Consider the following 20,505-nt stretch of genomic DNA (forward strand, 5'->3'; position numbering starts at 1 on the left):
CGATGACGTCGATTAGGGTGCGCGGCATGCCTACCTCCGCCAGGATCATCGGTATCGCCACCATCGCCGCCGCGACCTTCGCGCTCGGCGCCTGCGGCTCGGACGACAGCTCCGACACCGCCGCCACCACGGCGGCGGCCACCACGACCGCGTCCGCGGCCACCGGTGCGCCCGCTCCGAAGCCGTCCACCGGACGCGAATGCACCGCCGACGACATCGGCGTCACCGGGGGTTACGGCGAGGCGCCGACCATCACCATCCCCGACGACTGCGATCCGCCCAAGGAACTGATCGTCAAGGATCTGGTCACCGGCACCGGACCCGGCGCGCAGCCCGGTCAGGAACTGGAGATGAACTACACCCTGGTGACCTGGTCGGACAAGCAGAAGCTCGACAGCTCCTTCGATCGCGGCCAGCCGTTCGAGCTGACCCTCGGCGCCGGCATGGTCATCCCGGGCTGGGACACGGGTCTGGAGGGTGTGCAAGAGGGCACGCGCCGCCTGCTGATCATTCCGCCGGACCTCGGCTACGGTGCGGGCGGAAACGGAATCAAGCCGAACGAGACCCTGGTCTTCGTCACCGACGCGGTGGACGTGCCGGACTGATCTGCCGCCGGCGCGGCCTGTTCGCGGCCCCTGGTGCCTGGCGTTTCCATGACCGCTGGTTGCTTTCGGCATGCGCGGCCACGGAAACGCCAGGCGGGCTGCCAACGGCTCCTCGGGGTCGCAGGTTGCCGGTGTGATCTGCCGTTTCTCCTCGGCGCGCGATAGTGCGACCGATGTGCTGGGCCGATACCGCACGACCGATTGCAGGGCGTCGGCACCGGTCGACTAACCTTGCGGGGATGCGATCGGGGGGACCACCGACGTCAACGATCGATGAACTACGAACAAGGAGCATGTCCGTGAAGAGCACCGTCGAGCAGCTGAGCCCGACCCGGGTCCGGATCAATGTCGAGGTGCCCTTCGAGGAGCTGAAGCCGGACTTCGACAAGGCCTACAAGGCCCTGGCCAAGCAGGTCCGTATCCCCGGCTTCCGCCCGGGCAAGGCACCGGCCAAGCTGCTCGAGGCGCGCCTGGGCCGCGGCGCGATCCTGGAGCAGGTCGTCAACGATGTGCTGCCCGCCCGCTACAGCGAGGCCGTGACCACCTCCGAGGTGAAGGTCATCGGCCAGCCCGAGATCGAGATCACCAAGATCGAAGACGGCGAAGAGCTGGCGTTCACCGCCGAGGTCGACGTCCGCCCGGAGATCACCCTGCCCGATTACAGCACCATCGCGGTGACCGTCGACGCCATCACCATCGGCGACGACGACATCGATGAGCAGCTTCAGTCGCTGCGTCAGCGTTTCGGCACCCTCTCCGGTGTCGACCGCCCGGTGCAGGAGGGCGACTTCATCTCCATCGACCTGTCGGCCACCGTCGACGGTCAGGACGTCCCCGAGGCCTCCACCACCGGTCTGTCCCACGAGGTCGGCTCCGGCCAGCTCATCGAGGGCCTGGACGAGGCCGTGGTCGGTCTGTCGGCCGGTGAGTCCAAGGAGTTCACCTCGACCCTGGTCGCGGGCGAGTACGCGGGCAAGGAAGCCGTCATCACCGTCACCGTCGGATCGGTGAAGGAGCGCGAGCTGCCCGAGGCCGACGACGAGTTCGCCCAGCTGGCCAGCGAATTCGACACCCTCGACGAGCTGAAGACCGATCTGCGCGGCCGCGTGGAGCGGGTCAGGAAGGTCGAGCAGGCGGGCGAGATCCGCGACAAGGTGCTCGAGCAGCTGCTCGAGCAGGTCGAGGTACCGCTGCCCGAGGCCGTGGTCAAGGCCGAGATCGACGCCGTCGAGCACGACGCCGTGCACGGTTTCGACCACGACGAGGCCAAGTTCGCCGAAGCGCTCGAGGCGCAGGGGTCCAGCCGCGAGGAGTTCGACGCCGACACCAAGGAAGCCGCCGAGAAGTCGGTGAAGACCCAGCTGCTGCTCGACGCCATCGCCGAGGCCGAAGGCACCCAGGTCGGCCAGGAGGAGCTCACCGAGCGGATCCTGTTCCAGGCGCAGCGCTACGGCATGTCGCCCGAGCAGTTCATCCAGCAGGTGCAGCAGGCGGGCCAGCTCGGCGCGGTGTTCTCCGATGTGCGTCGTGGTAAGGCGCTGGCCGGTGTGGTCGGCCAGGCCACCGTCACCGACTCCGACGGCAACACCGTGGACACCACCGAAATGTTCGGTGGCCCGGAGGATTCGGCTGATGAGTCCGCCGAGACGGTGACCGAAGCCGCCGACGCCGAGAAGTAAGCCGAGCGGCGAAGAAACCTTTTGAGAGATCAGCGTGACGGATGCCCTGCGGGGTTTGCGATCGCGCACCGCACAGTCGAGCGTCAGCGAGATTGCGCTGTGAGCGAAGAAGGGCGGTACCGGGAGTTCGGTGCCGCCCTGCTTCGTTAATGTTTGTGTCAGCAACGAGCCGGCGAGAGAAGGCAGGTATCCGTGACAATCAACCAGGCAGGGGTCATGACAACCGCGACTGCTGGTCTCAACCTCAGTGATTCGGTGTACGAGCGCCTGCTGCGTGAGCGCATCATCTTCCTCGGCACTCAGGTCGACGACGACATCGCGAACAAGCTCTGCGCGCAGATCCTGCTCCTTTCGGCCGAGGACCCGACCAAGGACATCGCGCTCTACATCAACTCGCCGGGTGGTTCGGTGACCGCCGGTATGGCCATCTACGACACCATGCAGTTCGCCGAATGCGATATCGCGACCTACGGCATGGGTCTGGCCGCTTCGATGGGCCAGTTCCTGCTCACCGCGGGCACCAAGGGTAAGCGCTACGCGCTGCCGCACGCGCGGATCATGATGCATCAGCCCTCGGCCGGTATCGGTGGTTCGGCCGCCGATATCGCGATCATGGCCGAGCAGTTCGCGCACACCAAGCGGGAGCTGAACGAGCTGCAAGCGCTGCATACCGGTAACTCCATCGAGCAGGTGACCGCCGACGCCGACCGTGACCGCTGGTTCACCGCGTCCGAGGCCAAGGACTACGGCTTCATCGATCATGTGATCAGCCACGCGAACCAGGCCAACGGCGCAGGCAACTAAGCGGACACCCTCACAAGACTTTGGAGACGAAGATGGCCAACCCGATCGACCCCCGCGCAGGCCTGTCCGGTATCGCGCCGGCGAGCCCGCAGGCCCGCTACATCCTGCCGTCGTTCATCGAGCACTCGAGCTTCGGCGTCAAGGAGTCCAACCCGTACAACAAGCTGTTCGAGGAGCGCATCATCTTCCTCGGCGTGCAGGTCGACGATGCGTCGGCGAACGACATCATGGCCCAGCTGCTGGTGCTCGAATCGCTCGATCCCGATCGCGACATCACCATGTACATCAACTCGCCGGGTGGTTCGTTCACCTCGCTGATGGCCATCTACGACACCATGCAGTACGTGCGTGCCGATGTGGCCACGGTCTGCCTCGGTCAGGCGGCGTCCGCTGCGGCCGTGCTGTTGGCCGCCGGTACCCCCGGTAAGCGCGCCTGCCTGCCCAACGCTCGCGTGCTCATCCACCAGCCGTCGCTGGAGGGTGGCATCCAGGGGCAGGTGTCGGACCTGGAGATCCAGGCCGCCGAGATCGAGCGCATGCGTCGTCTGATGGAGACCACGCTGGCCCGGCACACCGGCAAGGATGCCGACACCATCCGCAAGGACACCGACCGCGACAAGATCCTGACGGCCGAGGACGCCAAGGAGTACGGGATCATCGACACGGTCTTCGACTACCGCAAGCTCAGCGCGCAGCGTTAGATTTGCGCCGCCTGCGGCGTCGCGGGTTCGCGGCCCCCTGGTGTCTCGCGTCTCCGCTACCGCTGCTTGCCTTCGGCTTGCGCAGCGGTAGCGGAGACACGAGACGGGCCGCGAACTCTATGCTCGGTCTCGCTTCGCTCGAAAATTGAGGTTGGGCCGGGCCAATGTCACTGGGGGCGACTGTCTGCTGGTCGACCCTTTCCTGGCGACTACTGCGCGGGGTGTGCACTCCGATCATCGTGGCACTTCTCTACCTGCGAGGATGGGCGCATGAGTGCCGCACCTTCCGTCTCCGACGAACGTCGTTATGTGCTGACCCTCGGCTGTCCGGACCGGCCGGGCATCATCGCCGAGATCACCTCGTTCATCGCGGGTTTCGGTGGGTCGATCGTGGAGGCGGGGTATCACTCCGATGTGGAGACCGGATGGTTCTTCACCCGGCAGGCGATCAAGGCCTCGACGGTGCCGTTCGATCTCGGTGAGTTGCGGACCCGCTTCGCCGCTGTGGCCGCGAATCTCGGCTCCGAGACCGACTGGCAGTTGCATGATTCGGGGGGGCGGCGGCGGGCGGTGCTGCTGGTGAGCAAGGACGGCCACTGCCTGCACGATCTGTTGGGGCGGGCGGCCTCCGGTGAGCTACCGGCCACCATCGAGGCGGTGATCGGCAATCATCTCGATCTGGCCGAGATCACCGAGGCGCACGGGGTGAAGTTCCATCATGTGCCGTTCCCGAAGGATCCGGCCGAGCGTGGTCCCGCCTTCGAACAGGTGCGCGCCCTGGTCGACGCGCACGATCCGCACGCGGTGGTGCTTGCCCGTTTCATGCAGGTGCTGCCGCCGCAGCTGTGCGAGCACTGGGCGGGCCGGGCGATCAATATCCACCACAGCTTCCTGCCCTCGTTCGTCGGCGCGCGCCCCTACCATCAGGCCTTCGCGCGCGGGGTCAAGCTCATCGGCGCGACCTGCCACTATGTGACGCCCGAACTGGACGCGGGCCCGATCATCGAACAGGACGTGATCCGCATCGATCACGCCGACGAGGTCCGCGACATGGTGCGCCAGGGCCGCGATATCGAACGTGTCGTGCTCGCCCGCGGCCTGCGCTGGCATCTGGAGGGCCGGGTGCTGGTGCACGGCCGCCGGACGGTGGTGTTCAACTAGGACGCGCGAGCCCGGACGACGGAATGCTCAGCCGACGGCTTCGACCGGCTGGTGCGCCGCGTCGAGTACCCGAGCGAGTTCCTCGTTGAACCGCTGGTAGGCCTCGACATTGCCCAGATGTCCGGTCGGCAGCACCTCGTAGCGAACGAGATTGCCCGCTTCGGCCAGCACCTCGGCCAGCTGGTCCGAATGCACGACCGGGGTCATATCGTCGAACGCACCGGCCAGCAGGGTGGTCGGCACCACCAGGTTCCTGGCCGAATCGCCCAAGTCCATATCGGCGAGCAAGAACCCGAACCTCGCCCGGACCGCTGCCGGACACGAGCGCACCACGGCCATGCTGAAATCGACCAGTTCCCGCGGCGCGGCCAGGGACATGATCTGGCGGGCGAAGACCCAGCGGACCGGTGCGATCGGCGGGAAGACGATCGGGGTGCCGAGCCCCGCGCGGCCGAACCAGAACGGCAGGTCGATCACCCGGCCGCCGAGCCACGACAGCGGCTTGTTGAACGGCGGAACCACGGTGGTCTCGGCGACCAGCGAATGCGGGCCGGTATTGCTGAGCAGCACGGCCTCGGCCTGCGCGGTGACCCGCTCGGGATGCTTGCCCGCCCATGCTTGCAGCGTCATACCACCGAGACTGTGGCCGACGAGCACCGCGCGCTGTCCCGGACGCAGGGCGGCGTCGAGCACCGCGCACAGATCGTCGGCGAGGCGGTCACAGTTGAGCGGGCTCGAACCGAGTTCGCTCTCGCCGTGGCCGCGCTGATCGTAGGCGATGACGCGATAGTCACCGGCGAAGGCGTTGATCTGCGGATTCCAGTATTCGATGGCGCAGGTCCAGCCGTGCACCAGCACGATGACATCGCCGTCGGCGGGTCCATACGCGTGCACACGCAGCCGCGCACCGTCCGAGGCCGTCACCGGGATGACGTCGTGCGGGACGGTCGGCGGATTCAGCGCGGCATTCGCATAGGTGCGCGACCGCAGGTTCGCACGGTGCACATCCAGCAGGCCCCGAATCTGGTTCGAGACGCTCGCCAACGCATTCGGCAACATTGCACGCATTGGACACTCCTTTGTGTTACTGAGAGATACAGTAACCAATGGAGTGGGTGCTAGCTAGTGCAAGCACCGAGAAAATTCGGGGGAACCACCCGTCACCAGCGCGGAAGTCGCCGAAATTTTCTTCGAGTCGCAGCGAATACGGAGGCCCCTACCAACGCGGACCGCGCTGGATCTCATCGACCTTCGGACGCACATCGGCGAGATAGATGCCGGTCGCGATGATGGCGATGAACGCGAACAGGCCGAGTCCGGCGAACGACAGCAGTAGCAGCAGCACCGCCACCCCGAGGATCGCCATCCAGATCGGCTTGGTCAGCTTGTCCACCGCCGTGAACGCGTCCGGACGCTGACGTAGGGCGTGGATCAGCGCGAATATCGTCGCGCCGAAAGCCAGCAGCCACAGCACGAGCATGATCAGGCCGGTAACACCCTGCGCAATTTCCACTCCACCATGATAGGAGCAACGACCCTCGGCGGCCGGTTTGCGCGGAGACGGACCGAAAAGCGGCGACCCCGCACACCGAATGATGTGCGGGGTCGCCGTATGAACGTGCCCGAATCGCCCTCAGCGGACGTCGGACAAGCGGATCAAGCCTTCTTGGCAGGGGTCTTGCGCGCCGGGGCCTTCTTCGCCGGGGCGGCCGCCTTGGCGGGCGCGGCCTTGGCCGGAGCCTTCTTGGCCGGAGCCTTCTTGGCGGCCGGGGCGGGCGCGGACTCGGTGGTGACCTCGACGACCTCGGCGTCGACAACCGCCTCGGCAGCCGCGTCGGCCTCGTCCTCGACGGCCTTGGCCGAACGGCCGATCAGGTCGTTGACCCGGCCGAGCACATCCTCGGCCCGCTCGGTGGCGTCCTTGTACAGCGATTCGACCTTGCCGACCTGCTCCTCGACCAGGTGGTTGGCGCGCAGCCGCTCCACGGTCTCCTCACCGCGCACGGCGAGGTCGGCATACAGATCGACGACCTGGCGGTAGTACTGCTCGGCCAGCTTGCGCAGTTCCTCGGGGGTGAACTTCTCGCGCAGCTCGGCGAGGTCCTCCGGCAGCTCGGACGGCAGGCCCGACAGCCGGTCGCGCAGCGAATCGAACTGGCCCTGCACGTCGGCGGGCAGATTGGCGATGCGCTCGCGGGCCTCGTCGACCCGGCCGGTCACATCGGCGGACTGAGCGCGCTCGCGCACCTGGGTCACGGCATCGAGGACGGCGGTGTAGACGGCGTCACCCGCACCGACGGTGGCGTAGAGCGGCTTGGTGGTGGCGTTGTCGGTCATGTTTCGTTCTCCTGGCGTGGCGGAGTGTCGGTCGTAATATGCGGAACGGCGCTGTCCCAGTCATCCCCCCCTGATTCGTTCCCTCCGTTTTCCCGGCGAAACGATTCATATATCTCCAGCAGGACCTGCTTCTGCCGTTCACTGATCGATGTGTCGGCAAGCAGGGCATCCCGGACCGGGCTGTGCGGCCGCTGTTCGAGATAACCGGCCCGGACGTACAGCACCTCCGAGGACACACGCAGCGCCTTCGCGATCTGCGCGAGGACCTCGGCGGACGGGTTACGCAATCCGCGCTCGATCTGACTGAGATACGGGTTGCTCACCCCCGCCAGTTGCGCGAGCTGACGCAGTGAGACCTGAGCGGCCTCACGTTGCGATCTGATGAAACCTCCGATGTCGTGCGCCGCGTTGGACACGCGGCCCGCCCGCTCTCCGAGACCGGAACCATCATCCGGCTCCTCGGCGTGCTGGGCGGAAACCTCGGGCTGGTCTGCCATCACTCACCTTCTGGCGGTAGTACGTAACCAATGCTAGGACAGGGTGCTAACTATTGCAAGCACATGTGTTAGCACCCTTCGGGCAACCGTCCGGCGTGCCTGTCTCAGCCGCCGAACATCAGCTGCGAAATCGTGTAGATCGCCAGTCCGGCAAGCGAACCGACCACAGTGCCGTTGATCCGGATGAATTGCAGATCGCGCCCGACCTGCAATTCGATTTTCTTACTCGCCTCTTCCGCATCCCACCTGGCAACGGTATCGCTGACGATGGTGGCGATCTCATCGGCGTAGTTGGCCGCCAGATACCGCGCGCCGCGTTGGATCCAACCGTCCACCTTGGCGCGGGTCTGTTCATCATCGCGCAGTCGCTCGCCCAGCGCCTGCACGTTCTCGGCAACCTTGCGCCGCAGGGTGCTGTCGGGATCGTCGGCCGACTCCAGGATCAACCGTTTGGCGGCCCGCCAGGTGGCCTCGGCCATCCCGGTGATCTCCTCACGACCCATGATCTGGGACTTGATCCGCTCGGCCTTGGCGATCATCGCCTCGTCGTGCTGTAGATCGTCGGCGAACTGCTCGAGAAAACGATTCGCCGCGAGCCGGACCTCGTGATCGGGTGTGGAGCGCACCTTCCAGGTGAATTCGACCAGCTCACGGTAGATCTTCTCCGAGAGCAGGATGTTGACGAACTTCGGCGCCCACTGCGGCGCATCGCGCAACACCACGCGGTCGATGGTCTCCTGACTGCCGAGCGCCCATTGATGCGCCCGCTCGGCGAGCAGATCCAGCAGCGGCAGCTGACGATTGTCGGCCAGCAGTTCCGCGAGCACCCGCCCGATCGGCGGACCCCACTGCGGTTCGGCGATCCGCTTGACGATCGTATTGTCGATGACCTGCTCGACGTCCTCATCGCGCAGTACGCCGACCACCGCGCGCAGGATCGTGGAACTCTCCTGCGCCACCCGCGCGGCATTGCCCGGATCGGCCATCCACCGTCCGACCCGCCACGACACCTGCGCCGAATCGACCTTCGCGGTCACCACCTCGGGCGAGAGGAAGTTGGTGCCGACGAAGCTGCCGAGGCTGGCGCCGAGCTGGTCCTTCTTACGTTTGATGATGGCCGTGTGCGGAATCGGCAGGCCGAGCGGATGCCGGAACAGGGCCGTCACCGCGAACCAGTCGGCCAGCGCACCGACCATGCCCGCCTCGGACGCGGCCCGCACATAGCCCACCCAGTCACCACCGCCACCGCGCGACTCCAGCCAGCGGCAGCCGAGATAGATCGCGGTCGCCAGTGCGAGCAGGCCGGTGGCCAGCGATTTCATCTTCCACAGGTCGCGCCGTTTGCTCGCGTCGTCGGTGAAGGACGCGAAGCTGCTCGGCATCTTCGCCTGCGCGGCGGCGGCGTCGGAACGGCGGTCACCGAGGACCGCGGTATCGCCGGGAGCGTTCTGCATGGCTTCCATTCTGCTGGCGTTTTCCGGTGACCGACCGATGCCGTGACCAACCAGAGGGTCGCGAACCGATGCCAGTTGACGTGACATAGCTCGCATCGACCCCCGGAATGCGGTGATCGGCACCCCAAACGGGCCTGCTGAGCGGTAATCGGACCTAAGCTGGACGCACGGATCCACCTACGAACGAGGGAGCCCACCCTGTCCACCGAAGACCTTGTCGACGTCGGCGAGCGCGCCGAGCGACCGGCGGCGGTGCGCACCGGCCATACCGATGGCCGCAAACGCCGGTGGCGACAGCACAAGATCGACCGCCGCGAGGAGCTGGTCGACGGCACCCTCGCCGCGGTCCGCGCCCGCGGCAGCAGCGCGGGCATGGATGAGATCGCCGCCGAGATCGGCGTCTCCAAGACCGTGCTCTACCGCTACTTCGCGGATAAGAACGATCTGGTCCACGCCACCATGCAGCGGTTCATCGAGATCACCCTGATGCCGCGCGTCTACGGCGCGATCAGCCTCGACGCCGACGAGTACCAGCTGGTCCGCACGGCGCTCGGCGAATATGTCGGCGCGGTCGACGAGGACCCAGAGGTCTACCGCTTCATCATGGGCAACGGCTCGGCCGATCAGTCCTCGCTCGCCGAGTTCGAGAAGCTGTTCGCCGAGGTCGTCGCCGCCGCGATCATCAGCAGGGCCGCCGATCTCGACCTCGAGACCGAGGGCGCGATGCTGTGGTCGTATGTGCTGGTCGGCGGCATCCAGCTGGCCACGCACTGGTGGACCACCGATAAGACCATGTCGCGTGAGGAAGTCATCGACTATCTGTCGATGATGGCGTGGAGCGCCATCGAGGGTATGGCGCGTGCGGGCGGTTCCCGCACCAAGTTCAACGCGATGCCGCATGTGCTGCCGGAGCAGGCCGCGGTGCCCGAGGCCACCGCCGAATCCACCGAACCCACCGTCTGAGCCAGTAGCGGCTCCCGCGCCGCCCGGATGTGACGCGGGACTCGACATCGCCGCGCGGTTGGTTAGTCTGAACGCCAGCGGGGCGCTGACAGAGGGGTTGCGTCTCCGTTCGCGCGTCGGCACCAACGGAGGTACCTCGATGGCGAAACAAGTGCCGACATCCCGGCTCGCTCGCGGGACGAAGCTCGGCGCGGTCGCGGCCGGTTCCATGCTGCGCACCCAGCGCGCGCGACTGTCCATGCGCGGGCGCTCGGAAGCGGTGCGCGCGAAAATGGCCGAGGAGTCGATGATCCGCACCACCGAACAGGTGGTCATGGTGCTCGGCACCATGAAGGGCGTGGCCATGAAACTCGGCCAGATGATGTCGGTACTTGATATGGATCTGGTGCCGCCCGATCATCGCGAACGCTTCCAGAAACGCCTCGCGGTGCTGCGCAATGCAGCGCCCACGGTGTCGTTCGAGGCGATGCGCGCGGTGATCGAGGAAGATTTCGGCCGCCCGCTCGACGAGGTGTTCGAGGAGTTCGAACCGGAGCCGGTGGCGGCGGCCTCGATCGGTCAGGTCTATCGCGGACGGTTGCACGACGGGCGCAAGGTCGCGGTGAAGGTGCAGTATCCCGGCATCGATATCGCGGTCCGCGCGGATCTGAAGAATCTGGCGATGTTTCGCCGGGTCCTGCAATCGGCCATGCCGTGGGTGACTCCGGCGGTGCTCGACGAGCTTCGGCTCAATATGGAGGCCGAACTCGACTATCACGCCGAGGCCGAGACCCAGCGGCAGATCTCCGAGCTCTACGCCGGGCATCCGTTCATCGTGGTGCCACGTCCGGTGCCGGAATTGAGCACGCGGCGGGTGCTGGTGAGCGAGTATCTGGAAGGCAGCGGGTTCGACGAGATCAAGGACCTGCCGCAGGCCGACCGGGATCGGCTCGGCGAGATCATCTACCGCTTCTATGTCGGTTCGCTGTTCGTGTTCAACGAGTTCTGCGGTGATCCGCATCCGGGCAATGTCATGCTCACCACCGATGGGCGGGTCGGGTTTCTCGATTTCGGCCTGTTCAACCGGATGGACCCCGAGCACGTCCGGTTCGAGGCGGCCTGTCTGCGGGCGGCGGCCGAGGATCGCGCGGAGGATCTGCGGGAGCTGATGATCCAGCGCGGGGTGATCGATTCGCCCGATGAGATCGGCCCGGAGGAATGCCTGGAGTACGTGCTTGCCGCCTCGGAGTGGTGTCTGATCGATGAGGATCTGACCATCACCACCGAACTGGCCAGCGGTGCGTTCCTGCTTGCCGTGGACCCGCGGGCCAGTGAGTTCACCGGGATGAAGCAGCAGAATCTACCGCCGGAGCATCTGTTCTCCCGGCGGGCCGACTTTCTCACCTTCGGCATGCTCGGCCAGTTGGAGGCGACGGCGAATTGGCATCGCATCTCCCGTGAATGGCTCTACGACGAACCACCCGTCACCGAACTCGGCAAGGAGCATCAGCGTTGGCTGGCCGAGCGCACCGGTGGCGACGAGTCCGATAGCAATCGACACGACAAGGCGTGAGGGCACCCATGGCGGACAACCGCGAATTCGATCTGATTCTCTTCGGCGCGACGGGTTTCGTCGGCAAGCTCACCGCGCAGTATCTGCTGGATGCGGCCCCCGCAGGCGCGAAGATCGCACTGGCCGGACGTTCGGTGGACAAACTGTCGCGGGTGCGTGATGAACTCGGTCCCGCCGCTGCGAACTGGGAGCTGGTGGTGGCCGATGCGGCCGATCAGCCCGCGCTCGACGCGCTCGCCGCACGTACCACCGTCGTGGTGACGACGGTCGGACCGTACCTGCGCTACGGCCTTCCGCTCGTCGCGGCCTGCGCCAAGGCCGGTACCCACTACGCCGATCTCACCGGTGAGCCGTTGTTCATCCGTGAGGCGATCGACCGGTACCACGAGGAGGCCGCGCGCACCGGGGCCAAGATCGTCAATTCCTGTGGTTACGACTCGATTCCGTCGGATCTGAGCGTGTATCGGCTGTATCGGCGTTCGGTCGAGGACAACACCGGTGAACTCACCGACACCACGCTGATCGCCTCGCTCAAGGGCGGGGTCAGCGGCGGCACCATCGATTCCGGGCGCGCGATGATGGAGGCGGTCGCGGCCGATCCGTCCAAACAGTCGGTGCTCAGCCATCCGTATTCGCTGAGCCCGGACAAGTCGATGGACCCGGATGTCGGCAGGCAGTCCGATCAGGCCTTGCAGCGCGCCAGTTCGATCGATCCGAGCCTGGACGGCTGGGTGGGCACGTTCGTGATGGCCATGCACAACACCAAGATCGTGCGCCGCTCCAATGGCCTGCTCGGCTGGGTGTACGGCAAGAACTTCCGCTACCGCGAGGTGATGAGCGCCGGTAAGTCGGCTGCCGCGCCGCTGGTGGCGGCCGGTATGTCCGGTGGGATCGTGGCCACCATGGCGGCGGGCGCGCTGCTGTCGCGGGTCGGCGCCGGTCGCAAGCTGTTGGATCGGGTGCTACCCAAGCCGGGGACCGGTCCGAGTGAGCAGGCCCGCAACAGTGGCTGGTTCACCATGAAGACCTACGCCCATACGACTTCGGGCGCCAAGTACGTGGCGACCTTCGCCGGGCAGGGCGATCCCGGCTATCAGGCCACGGCGGTGCTGCTCGGCGAGAGCGGCCTGTGCCTGGCCTTCGACGGTGCGAAGCAGCCGGAGCTGGCAGGGGTGCTCACGCCCGCGTCGGCCATGGGTGATGCGCTCACCGAACGGTTGCGCGCGGCCGGGATGACCATCGAGGTGGACCGGGCCTGAAGGTAGTACACCGGTAATCGATCCACTGCGGACAACGGAGTCGGCACGATGAATCTCGCACGGCGCACCATGAACAATCCGGCGTTGGCCGCGGTGTACGAACGGGCGTGGCGGCCCGCGCTGTTCTACTTGGCCAGTGGGCGCACCACCGAATCGGATCGCCGGTTCGCGGCCGAATCGCTGCGGTTGACGAGCGCGCATCGGGTGCTCGATATCGCCTGTGGTCCCGGCATCTTCACGCGCTATCTGAGCGAGCAGCTCTCCGGTGACGGTTATGCGGTGGGTGTGGACTTCTCGCCGCCGATGCTGGCGAGGGCGGTCGCGGACAATTCGGGCCCACGGGTGGGCTATCTGCGTGGTGACGCCCGGTTTCTGCCGTTCCCGGACGGGTCCTTCGACGCGGTGTGCTGTTTCGGTGCGCTGTATCTGATCCCGGATCCGCTGGCGGCGGCACGGGAGATGATCCGGGTGCTTGCGCCGGGCGGCCGGATCGCGATCACCACGAGTCATCGCGGCGATTCGACGTTCGGGCAGGCGACCAGGATCGTCGGCGGGTGGTCGGGTCTGCGGGTCTTCGATACCGATACCTTCCCCACCCTGTTCGCCGAGCACGGGTTGACCGAGATCGATCAGGAGATCCATCGGCTGTTGCAGTACGTATCGGCGACTCGTCCGGGGTGAGTCGCCTGCGCCGCGGACGACGGTCCTAGCAGTTCCAGCGTGGATCCGACGAGGGGCGGATTTCCAGCCGCTTGCTGGGCGTCCGGGTGTCCCGGCGCCGATACGGCAGCCGATACGGCTTCGTCTGCCAGATCGATCATCGTGCGGAGCACGCCGGGCGCGAGGGTCAGCTCGAATTCGCTTCCGCCGCTTTCGAAGACGAAGGCGAGGTGATCGTCATCGAGGAGGGGCGCCAACCGCACCGAGCAGTGCTCACCGACGCTGATCCAGGAACCGATGGCCAAACCGCTCGATGGCGAATGATCGAACACAGCGCCTCCCCACCCAGTGGACTATGCCAATTCTCGATAAATGGACTATGCCACTTGCGCACTGCCCTGTCAATGACCCGGCGGCGGCCGGAATCGCTGCGCCACAGCGCCTGTCAGCGATCCGGGCGGTCGTGCCGTTCCAACACCCAGCGGCCGGGCGGATAGACCGTTTCGGCGATACACAGCACCGTGTCCGCATCGTCGTAGCGCACGGTCTGGCGGACCAGCACCGGCGCGTCGGATTCCACACCGAGATGGGTTCGTTCGATCTCGGAAACCGTTCGTGCGCAGACCCGTTCATACCTCCGAGCCTCGATGCGTCCGCTCGCGGTCTCCACATATCGCCGCACACCGCCCTCGATGGGCCTGGTCTCCAGCAGTCGGCTCGCGAGCGCACCGAATTCACCGGGATACCAGGACGTCCGCAGTTCGGTAGTTCCGGCGGAGGTGATCGCGACGGTGCGCATGACCGCCGTCCCGGCGAAACCGAAGACATCGGCGACGGCCGCGGGCATCTCGACCAACGCCGCCGCCACCACGGTGATCGATCGGACCGATCCACCCGAACCATCCACTTCGTGACCGTCGCCAGCACGCCTCCACCGGACGGGCCCGTCGTCCCGGACGACAACCGGACGACGGTGCGCGACATAGGTTCCCGAACCGCGCCGCGATTCGACCATCCCGCTCTGCCGCAACGTATTCAACGCCTTCGCCGCCGTCGGCCGCGCCACCGCCCAGCGCACCGCCAGCTCGCGTTCGGACTCCACCTCGGCCCCGACGCCGAGTTCGCCGCGCTCGATCCGGCCCCGGATGTCCTCGGCGATTCGCAGGTACTTCGGCAGCGATTCCTCGGTCTCGGACACAGGACGCGAGTGTAATCCCCACTATCGTGCCCGACATCACAGCCGCGGCCTCGGCGCCGGACCCGAACGGACCGGCATCCGGCATTTCGGACCGGTAGAGTCCGAATCGGCGCGGCGGGGATGTGATGGACCGAGCGGAAGGGGGAGCCCAGATGGCGGTACCGGAGACGGGACAGAGCCGGGCTCGGCAGTTGTATGTCGCGGCGGTCGACGGCGGCGCGGCGCCGTTCGAACTGGCGGAGGACGTGGCGTCGAATCTGGCCGCGGCCTGCGACACACTCGTCGACGATCTACAACGCGCCAGAGCCGAATCGCATGTGATCACCGAGGTTTCCGGGTTCCCCGACCTGCCCACCGGCCGGGCGCTGGCCAGGGGCTTCGGCGCAAAGGGCCGCGAATACCTCGACACACTGACCGCGCTACAGGAGACCGCACTGCTCTACAAAGCCGCCTATCTGGCAGCGGGCAAGAAGTTCGCCGACGCCGAGGCCGCCAACAAGGCGGCGATCGACCTCGTCGCCGCACATCTGGCGCCGCGATGACGCCGGGTATCGAGTGAGGAGCGTCCCATGGCAGATCACGCCGAATCCGTTGCCCCGGCAGGTGACACCGATCCCGCCTACGCACCGGAGCGCGAACATTTCATCGGCTACACCCATCAGGAGATCTGGGATCGCGTGCACGAGGTGATGGATCCGGCCGCACTCGACCGGGCGGCCGCGGTATGGCGGGCGAACGCCGTCGCAGTGGGTGAGGCGTTCCGCGCCTTCGGCGCCGCCGCCGATCGCGAGTTCGCGCGATGGTCGGGGCAGACGGCCGACGCGGCGGCGCAGGCCACCCGCGAGTTCATCCGCGTCGGCACCGACGCCCACGATGTCTGCGCCGCGGTCGCGGCGCTGCTCGAGTTCGATCGCGATGCGGCGCAGACGGTTCGAGCTGCGATCGTGCCGCCGGAGCCGTATCGTCCGCTCGACGATCCGGCCGCCGAAGCCATCCACGGCGGACAACGAAGAATGGATCACGACATCGCGGCGGCGGCCGTCACCGCCGACGTCCAGGACCTCATGACACACGTCTACTCCCCCGCCATCCCCGCTTCGGGAGATCGGGTGCCGCGCTTCGCCGTCACCCGCACCGCCCCCACCGGCGGCGGGAGCCAGCCACTGTGAAATGGGTACTCACCCCGGACGAGTTCAGCTACGTCTGGCAGAACGAAACCGATCTCGATCGCCGCCCCTACCCGGTCAATATGGTGCCGGGCGCCACGGTGCGCACCGATACCGAGCACCTCGGGCTGCGATTACCGCAGCGGTTCGCCAGACAGGCCGATCCCGATCTGGCGGCCGCGCTCATGTTGTGTGCCCGCGCCGATGCCACCACCATCACCGTGTCCGGTGAACGCACCGCCATCGCCGATGGCGGCCGCCCCGAACGCATCCTCGCCTTCGCCGCGGTGGTGCATCAGCACGCCGCCATCCTGGTGGGCACCCCCGCCGGGGTGACCGTGCTGATGTGCCATGCGCGTGGTCTGGGCGAGCAGCTGGTCGAGCTGATCGGAACAGCGCCTCCCGGACGGTCGGCCACCCTGCGCGAACCGCAGGACGCGGTGCTCGGCGCCACCGATCACGCGGGCAACGGCCAGACCTTCTCCGCCAACGGTGAGCGCGGCGCCGCCCGCTTCCGCCGCGCATTGCGCAAACCGGTGGACGGACGCGGTTTCATCACCGTCACGGTGGAACCGGACAATCCGATGTCACCGCCCACCCGGCATCGCACCTGGCTCGACATCTCCGGCGACGGTCGCTATCTGCTCACCACCGCCGACGAACTCACCCTCACACCGGTGACCGATACCGATTTCGCCTGCCAGCTGCTCAGACTGGCGCAGATCCGCTGATCGCGGCCGGGAATGTGATAGTTCTGACGGATGGCGAAGCATTGGTCGATTCCGGCACGGCAAGCACTGAAGGCCGACGGCCTGCGCATCGCCGAACTCGACACCTCGGCCCGTCCGGGTTTCGACGGCGACAAGAAGCTCGCCGAAGCCCAGCTCGCCGAGCGCGGCAAGGTGCTGTCGGATCTCCAGGAAAAGCTGTACGCCAATGGCCGATCCGGTGATTCGCGCAGTGTGCTGCTGGTGTTGCAGGGTATGGATACCGCGGGCAAGGGCGGCATCGTCCGGCATGTGATCGGTTCGGTCGACCCGCAGGGCGTCGACCACGCCGCCTTCGGTGTGCCCACCGAGGAGGAGAAGCGGCACCACTATCTGTGGCGTATCCGCAAGGCGCTGCCGCGCGGTGGGCAGATCGGCGTCTTCGACCGTTCGCACTACGAAGACGTGCTGGTGGTGCGTGTGCACGATCTCGTACCGCCCACCGTCTGGGGTGAGCGATACGACGAGATCAATGCCTTCGAGCGCGAACTCACCGAGGAGGGCATCACCCTGGTGAAGGTCGCCATGTTCGTCTCGCTCGACGAGCAGAAGAAGCGGTTGCGCCAACGCCTGGAGCGTCCCGACAAGTACTGGAAGTTCAATCCCTCCGATATCGATGAGCGCGCTTTCTGGCCCGCCTATCAGGACGCCTATCAGGCCATGCTCGATCGCACCTCCACCGAGAACGCACCCTGGTACGTGCTGCCCGCCGACAACAAGTGGTACTCCCGCCTCGCCGTCACCGAACTGCTCATCGAGGCCCTGCGCACCCTCGACCTCGACTGGCCCCCGGCAGGCTTCGATATCGCCGAACAGCTGGCCCGCCTCGACAAGGCCTGAGCCGCTGTCGAGCGGCACCTGAGCGAGACCCTCTCGGCGTTTGCCGCGCTCAGGTGCCTCTCACCCGTGGGCATTCCGTACACACTTGTATGGCAGTGGTGCGGGCGTCTACCATTTACTGAGACTCCGGGTCCCAGATAATTTCCCGGAGGCCGGAGCAAGGGAGACATCGATGACGCTGTCCGCTGTATCGAAGCCGGAATCCGCTGATCAGACCTACCGCGAGGTACTACAGGGGCTCTCCGAGGGATCGGTCAACAGGCACTTCGATCCCTATCTGGATATCGATTGGGACTCCCCTGACTTCGGCGTCGACCGTAACGATCGACGCTGGGTGCTACCCGAAGCCGATCCGCTCGGCCGCCACCCCTGGTACAAGGCGCTGCCGGTGGAGAAACAGATCGCCATGGGAATGTGGCGGCAGGCCGGGATCGCGAAGGTGGGGCTCGACTTCGAGCAGCTGCTGATTCGCGGACTCATGCAGTACGTGGTGTCGCTGCCCAATGGTGATCCCGAGTTCCGCTTCATCACCCATGAGGCGGCCGAAGAGTGCAACCACACGCTCATGTTCCAGGAGATGATCAATCGCATCGGCGAGGACGTCATCGGTATGGGATCGATCGACCGCAAGCTGACGATGATCATCTGGCCCGCGGTGAAGTACTTCCCCGAGTTCTTCTTCACCATGGTGCTCGGCGGCGAGGAACCCATCGACCATTTGCAGAAGTCGATCCTGCGCGGTGGCGAGCAGATGCATCCGATGGTGCAGCGGGTCATGCAGATTCACGTGGCCGAGGAAGCGCGCCACATCTCGTTCGCACACGAGTACCTGCGCCGCAATGTGCCGAAGATGCATCCGGCCACCCGGTTCGCGCTCTCCCTGCTGTTCCCCACGGCGATGCGCATCATGTGCGAGATGATCGCGACTCCGCCGAAGGAATTCATCGAGAAGTTCGATATCCCGCAGTCGGTGGTGAAGGACATGTATTGGCGCAGTGAGGATTCCCGCAATTCCCTACGCGATATCTTCGCCGATGTGCGCGCGCTGGCCGAGCAGAGCGGGTTGATCAACCCGGTGTCGAAGCTGGTGTGGAAGGTACTCGGAATCGACGGCAACGCATCGCGCTACCGCAGCGAGCCCGCACGGCGAGCGGCCGCCTGAGGTTCGGCCCTCGACCGCGGAGGCGGTCTCCCTGGCTAGAGCAGAACCAGCGCGTTTCGATTCGCGTGGCAGCTCGATCGATTCCCGGATACGATGCCCGACACCATCTTCGGGACCGGTGACGACCCACGACTGATCCGGCACGCCGGGCAGATGGCTGCGGCCGCAGCCAGATCTAGGGAGACGCCGATGACCATCTCTCACGCTCCTACTCTGGCAGGCCGGATGGCGAGCCATGCCCGCAACCGCGGCAGATCCCGCGCGGTCAGCGCTCCTGCGGGCACGCAGACCTACGCGGAGTTCGCCGGGGACGTGGCGCGAATCGCGGACCGGCTGCACGCTGCCGGCCTACGCCGGGGAGACCGGATAGCAGTGCTGGCGCACAACGATCTGGCGTACGTCCAGCTCGTCTACGCCGCCTCCTGGGCCGGTATCGCGCTGGTCGGCCTGAACTGGGGGCTGACGGTGACCGAGCTCCGCGCCGTACTGGACGACTGCAACCCGTCCCTACTCTTCGCCGAGCCGGAGTCGGCGTCGGGGTTGGACGCGAGCTGTCCCGTGATCTTGCTGGACGGCTCCGAATTCGAACATTGGTATGCCGCAGGAGATTCCGGCTACGCACCGGACGGTGAGCAATCCGACGAATCTGTCGTGCTGCTGGCCTACACGACCGGCACCACCGGTGAGCCCAAGGGCATCCAGCTCGTCGAGCGAAACCTGCGGGAGATGTCCCAGCAGGCGGCGGTGGCCTGGGCGCTGCACCCGGACATCAGATACATGGCCTGCCTGCCGCTGTTCCGGATGAGCGGGATGAGTTCGGTGATCTGCTGTGTACACGTGGGTGGGGAGGTGGTCATCCCGTCGGGGGACGCGATCACCGATATCGCCGGTGCGATCGAGGGCCGAGGTGTCACCCATACCAGCCTGGTGCCGACCCAGCTGACCGGTCTGGTCGCCGAGAAGGCCGCCGATGCCTTCGACCTGTCCACTCTCGAACTGATCGTCTACGGCTCGGCGCCCTCGAACAGTTCACTGGTCGAGGAAGCGATGGAAATGCTGCCGCAGACCGGCTTCTCACAGGGTTACGGCTTGACCGAAACCTGTGCCGGGGTGGCCATCGCGCCGACGCTGCGCCGGGGCGAGGTCGACCGGCATCCGGGCAGTGTCGGCCGCATTCTGCCCAACTGCGAGTGCCGGATCGTCGAAGTTTCCACCAACCGTGATGTCGGCGCGGGCACCGACGGCGAGATCTGGCTCCGCACACCGCAACTGACCATCGGATACTGGAACAAGCCCGCGGAGACCGCCGCCGCGATATCCGCTGACGGCTGGTTCCGCACCGGCGATATCGGGTCGATCGACGACGACGGATTCCTCTACGTCCGCGACCGGCTGAAGGACATGATCATCGTGGGCGGCGAGAACGTCTACTCGATCGAGGTCGAGAACGCGATCGGCGCACACCCCGCTGTGCGCGAGGCCGCCGTCGTCGGCGTACCCCACCCGCAGTGGGGTGAGGCCGTGAAAGCAGTCGTGGTGCTGGGCCGCGGTCACGAACTCGACGAGACGGAACTGTTCGGCTGGCTCGAGGGTCGACTCGCCCATCACAAGCACCCGAGGATCATCGAGTTCGTCACTGATCTCCCCAGGGCTGGAAGCGGCGAGATCCTGAAACGTGAACTCAGATAAGGCGATAATGC

Annotated in this window: 22 protein-coding genes; 15 read left to right on the forward strand and 7 right to left on the reverse strand. The window is 66.2% G+C overall.

What is annotated here, in order from left to right; genetic code table 11:
• Positions 1-26: 26 nt before the first annotated feature.
• The 5 genes from QH168_RS07115 to purU all read left to right on the forward strand — a co-directional run bounded on the left by QH168_RS07115 (position 27) and on the right by purU (position 4,950).
• On the forward strand, positions 27-605 hold the full coding sequence (locus tag QH168_RS07115; RefSeq protein WP_280233695.1) for an FKBP-type peptidyl-prolyl cis-trans isomerase: 579 nt from the start codon (positions 27-29) through the stop codon (positions 603-605).
• 299 nt (positions 606-904) lie between these two features.
• A complete protein-coding gene (gene tig, locus QH168_RS07120; protein ID WP_280233696.1) occupies positions 905-2,284 on the forward strand; it encodes a trigger factor in 1,380 nt (459 codons plus the stop codon).
• Positions 2,285-2,500: 216 nt separating this feature from the next.
• Entirely contained in the window at positions 2,501-3,088 is a 588-nt protein-coding gene (locus tag QH168_RS07125) for an ATP-dependent Clp protease proteolytic subunit (RefSeq protein ID WP_280233698.1), read from the forward strand.
• A 32-nt stretch (positions 3,089-3,120) separates the two neighbouring features.
• Entirely contained in the window at positions 3,121-3,789 is a 669-nt protein-coding gene (locus QH168_RS07130; RefSeq protein ID WP_280233699.1) for an ATP-dependent Clp protease proteolytic subunit, read from the forward strand.
• Positions 3,790-4,059: 270 nt separating this feature from the next.
• Positions 4,060-4,950, forward strand: a complete 891-nt coding sequence (purU, locus tag QH168_RS07135; RefSeq protein ID WP_280233701.1) for a formyltetrahydrofolate deformylase — start codon at positions 4,060-4,062, stop codon at positions 4,948-4,950.
• A gap of 27 nt (positions 4,951-4,977) precedes the next feature.
• On the opposite strand, the gene QH168_RS07140 is transcribed toward purU, so the two are convergent.
• The 5 genes from QH168_RS07140 to QH168_RS07160 form a co-directional block, all read right to left on the reverse strand.
• Entirely contained in the window at positions 4,978-6,018 is a 1,041-nt protein-coding gene (locus QH168_RS07140; protein ID WP_280233702.1) for an alpha/beta fold hydrolase, read from the reverse strand.
• A gap of 148 nt (positions 6,019-6,166) precedes the next feature.
• Entirely contained in the window at positions 6,167-6,463 is a 297-nt protein-coding gene (locus tag QH168_RS07145) for a DUF2516 family protein (RefSeq protein WP_280233703.1), read from the reverse strand.
• Between the two features lie 143 nt (positions 6,464-6,606).
• A complete protein-coding gene (locus QH168_RS07150; protein WP_280233704.1) occupies positions 6,607-7,287 on the reverse strand; it encodes a heparin-binding hemagglutinin in 681 nt (226 codons plus the stop codon).
• Positions 7,284-7,784 (reverse strand): helix-turn-helix domain-containing protein, encoded by a 501-nt coding sequence (locus tag QH168_RS07155; RefSeq protein ID WP_280233705.1) that lies wholly within the window; start codon positions 7,782-7,784, stop codon positions 7,284-7,286. Before QH168_RS07155 ends, QH168_RS07150 begins: the two co-directional genes overlap by 4 nt.
• Positions 7,785-7,888: 104 nt before the next feature.
• Positions 7,889-9,238 carry a DUF445 domain-containing protein gene (locus QH168_RS07160; protein WP_432421052.1) on the reverse strand — a complete coding sequence of 450 codons (1,350 nt, stop codon included), beginning with the start codon at positions 9,236-9,238 and terminating at the stop codon, positions 7,889-7,891.
• Positions 9,239-9,490: 252 nt separating this feature from the next.
• Between QH168_RS07160 and QH168_RS07165 the strand changes: the two genes are divergently transcribed.
• From QH168_RS07165 to QH168_RS07180, 4 genes are all read left to right on the forward strand, one after another.
• Positions 9,491-10,201, forward strand: a complete 711-nt coding sequence (locus tag QH168_RS07165; protein WP_280233706.1) for a TetR/AcrR family transcriptional regulator — start codon at positions 9,491-9,493, stop codon at positions 10,199-10,201.
• Between the two features lie 139 nt (positions 10,202-10,340).
• Positions 10,341-11,753 (forward strand): ABC1 kinase family protein, encoded by a 1,413-nt coding sequence (locus QH168_RS07170; RefSeq protein ID WP_280233708.1) that lies wholly within the window; start codon positions 10,341-10,343, stop codon positions 11,751-11,753.
• Between the two features lie 8 nt (positions 11,754-11,761).
• Positions 11,762-13,012 (forward strand): saccharopine dehydrogenase family protein, encoded by a 1,251-nt coding sequence (locus QH168_RS07175; protein ID WP_280233709.1) that lies wholly within the window; start codon positions 11,762-11,764, stop codon positions 13,010-13,012.
• 48 nt (positions 13,013-13,060) lie between these two features.
• Complete coding sequence (locus tag QH168_RS07180) at positions 13,061-13,693, forward strand: class I SAM-dependent methyltransferase (RefSeq protein ID WP_280233711.1); 633 nt, start codon at positions 13,061-13,063, stop codon at positions 13,691-13,693.
• Here QH168_RS07180 and QH168_RS07185 read toward each other — a convergent pair.
• Positions 13,642-14,004: a hypothetical protein gene (locus QH168_RS07185; RefSeq protein ID WP_280233712.1), complete on the reverse strand. Its 363-nt coding sequence runs from the start codon at positions 14,002-14,004 to the stop codon at positions 13,642-13,644. The genes QH168_RS07180 and QH168_RS07185 overlap by 52 nt on opposite strands.
• Positions 14,005-14,117: 113 nt before the next feature.
• Complete coding sequence (locus tag QH168_RS07190; protein ID WP_280233713.1) at positions 14,118-14,870, reverse strand: GntR family transcriptional regulator; 753 nt, start codon at positions 14,868-14,870, stop codon at positions 14,118-14,120.
• 152 nt (positions 14,871-15,022) lie between these two features.
• Between QH168_RS07190 and QH168_RS07195 the strand changes: the two genes are divergently transcribed.
• The 6 genes from QH168_RS07195 to QH168_RS07220 all read left to right on the forward strand — a co-directional run bounded on the left by QH168_RS07195 (position 15,023) and on the right by QH168_RS07220 (position 20,494).
• Positions 15,023-15,412, forward strand: a complete 390-nt coding sequence (locus QH168_RS07195) for a hypothetical protein (protein WP_280233714.1) — start codon at positions 15,023-15,025, stop codon at positions 15,410-15,412.
• A 27-nt stretch (positions 15,413-15,439) separates the two neighbouring features.
• Entirely contained in the window at positions 15,440-16,039 is a 600-nt protein-coding gene (locus tag QH168_RS07200; RefSeq protein WP_280233715.1) for a hypothetical protein, read from the forward strand.
• Positions 16,036-16,767: an ESX secretion-associated protein EspG gene (locus QH168_RS07205; RefSeq protein WP_280233716.1), complete on the forward strand. Its 732-nt coding sequence runs from the start codon at positions 16,036-16,038 to the stop codon at positions 16,765-16,767. The genes QH168_RS07200 and QH168_RS07205 overlap by 4 nt, the downstream gene beginning before the upstream one ends.
• Positions 16,768-16,797: 30 nt before the next feature.
• Positions 16,798-17,643: a polyphosphate kinase 2 family protein gene (locus QH168_RS07210; protein ID WP_280233718.1), complete on the forward strand. Its 846-nt coding sequence runs from the start codon at positions 16,798-16,800 to the stop codon at positions 17,641-17,643.
• Between the two features lie 172 nt (positions 17,644-17,815).
• A complete protein-coding gene (locus QH168_RS07215; RefSeq protein ID WP_280233719.1) occupies positions 17,816-18,805 on the forward strand; it encodes an AurF N-oxygenase family protein in 990 nt (329 codons plus the stop codon).
• 189 nt (positions 18,806-18,994) lie between these two features.
• Positions 18,995-20,494 carry a class I adenylate-forming enzyme family protein gene (locus QH168_RS07220; RefSeq protein WP_280233720.1) on the forward strand — a complete coding sequence of 500 codons (1,500 nt, stop codon included), beginning with the start codon at positions 18,995-18,997 and terminating at the stop codon, positions 20,492-20,494.
• The last annotated feature ends 11 nt before the right edge of the window (positions 20,495-20,505 follow it).

Source organism: Nocardia cyriacigeorgica (genome assembly GCF_029868385.1).
In the GTDB taxonomy this organism is placed as follows: domain Bacteria; phylum Actinomycetota; class Actinomycetes; order Mycobacteriales; family Mycobacteriaceae; genus Nocardia; species Nocardia cyriacigeorgica_F.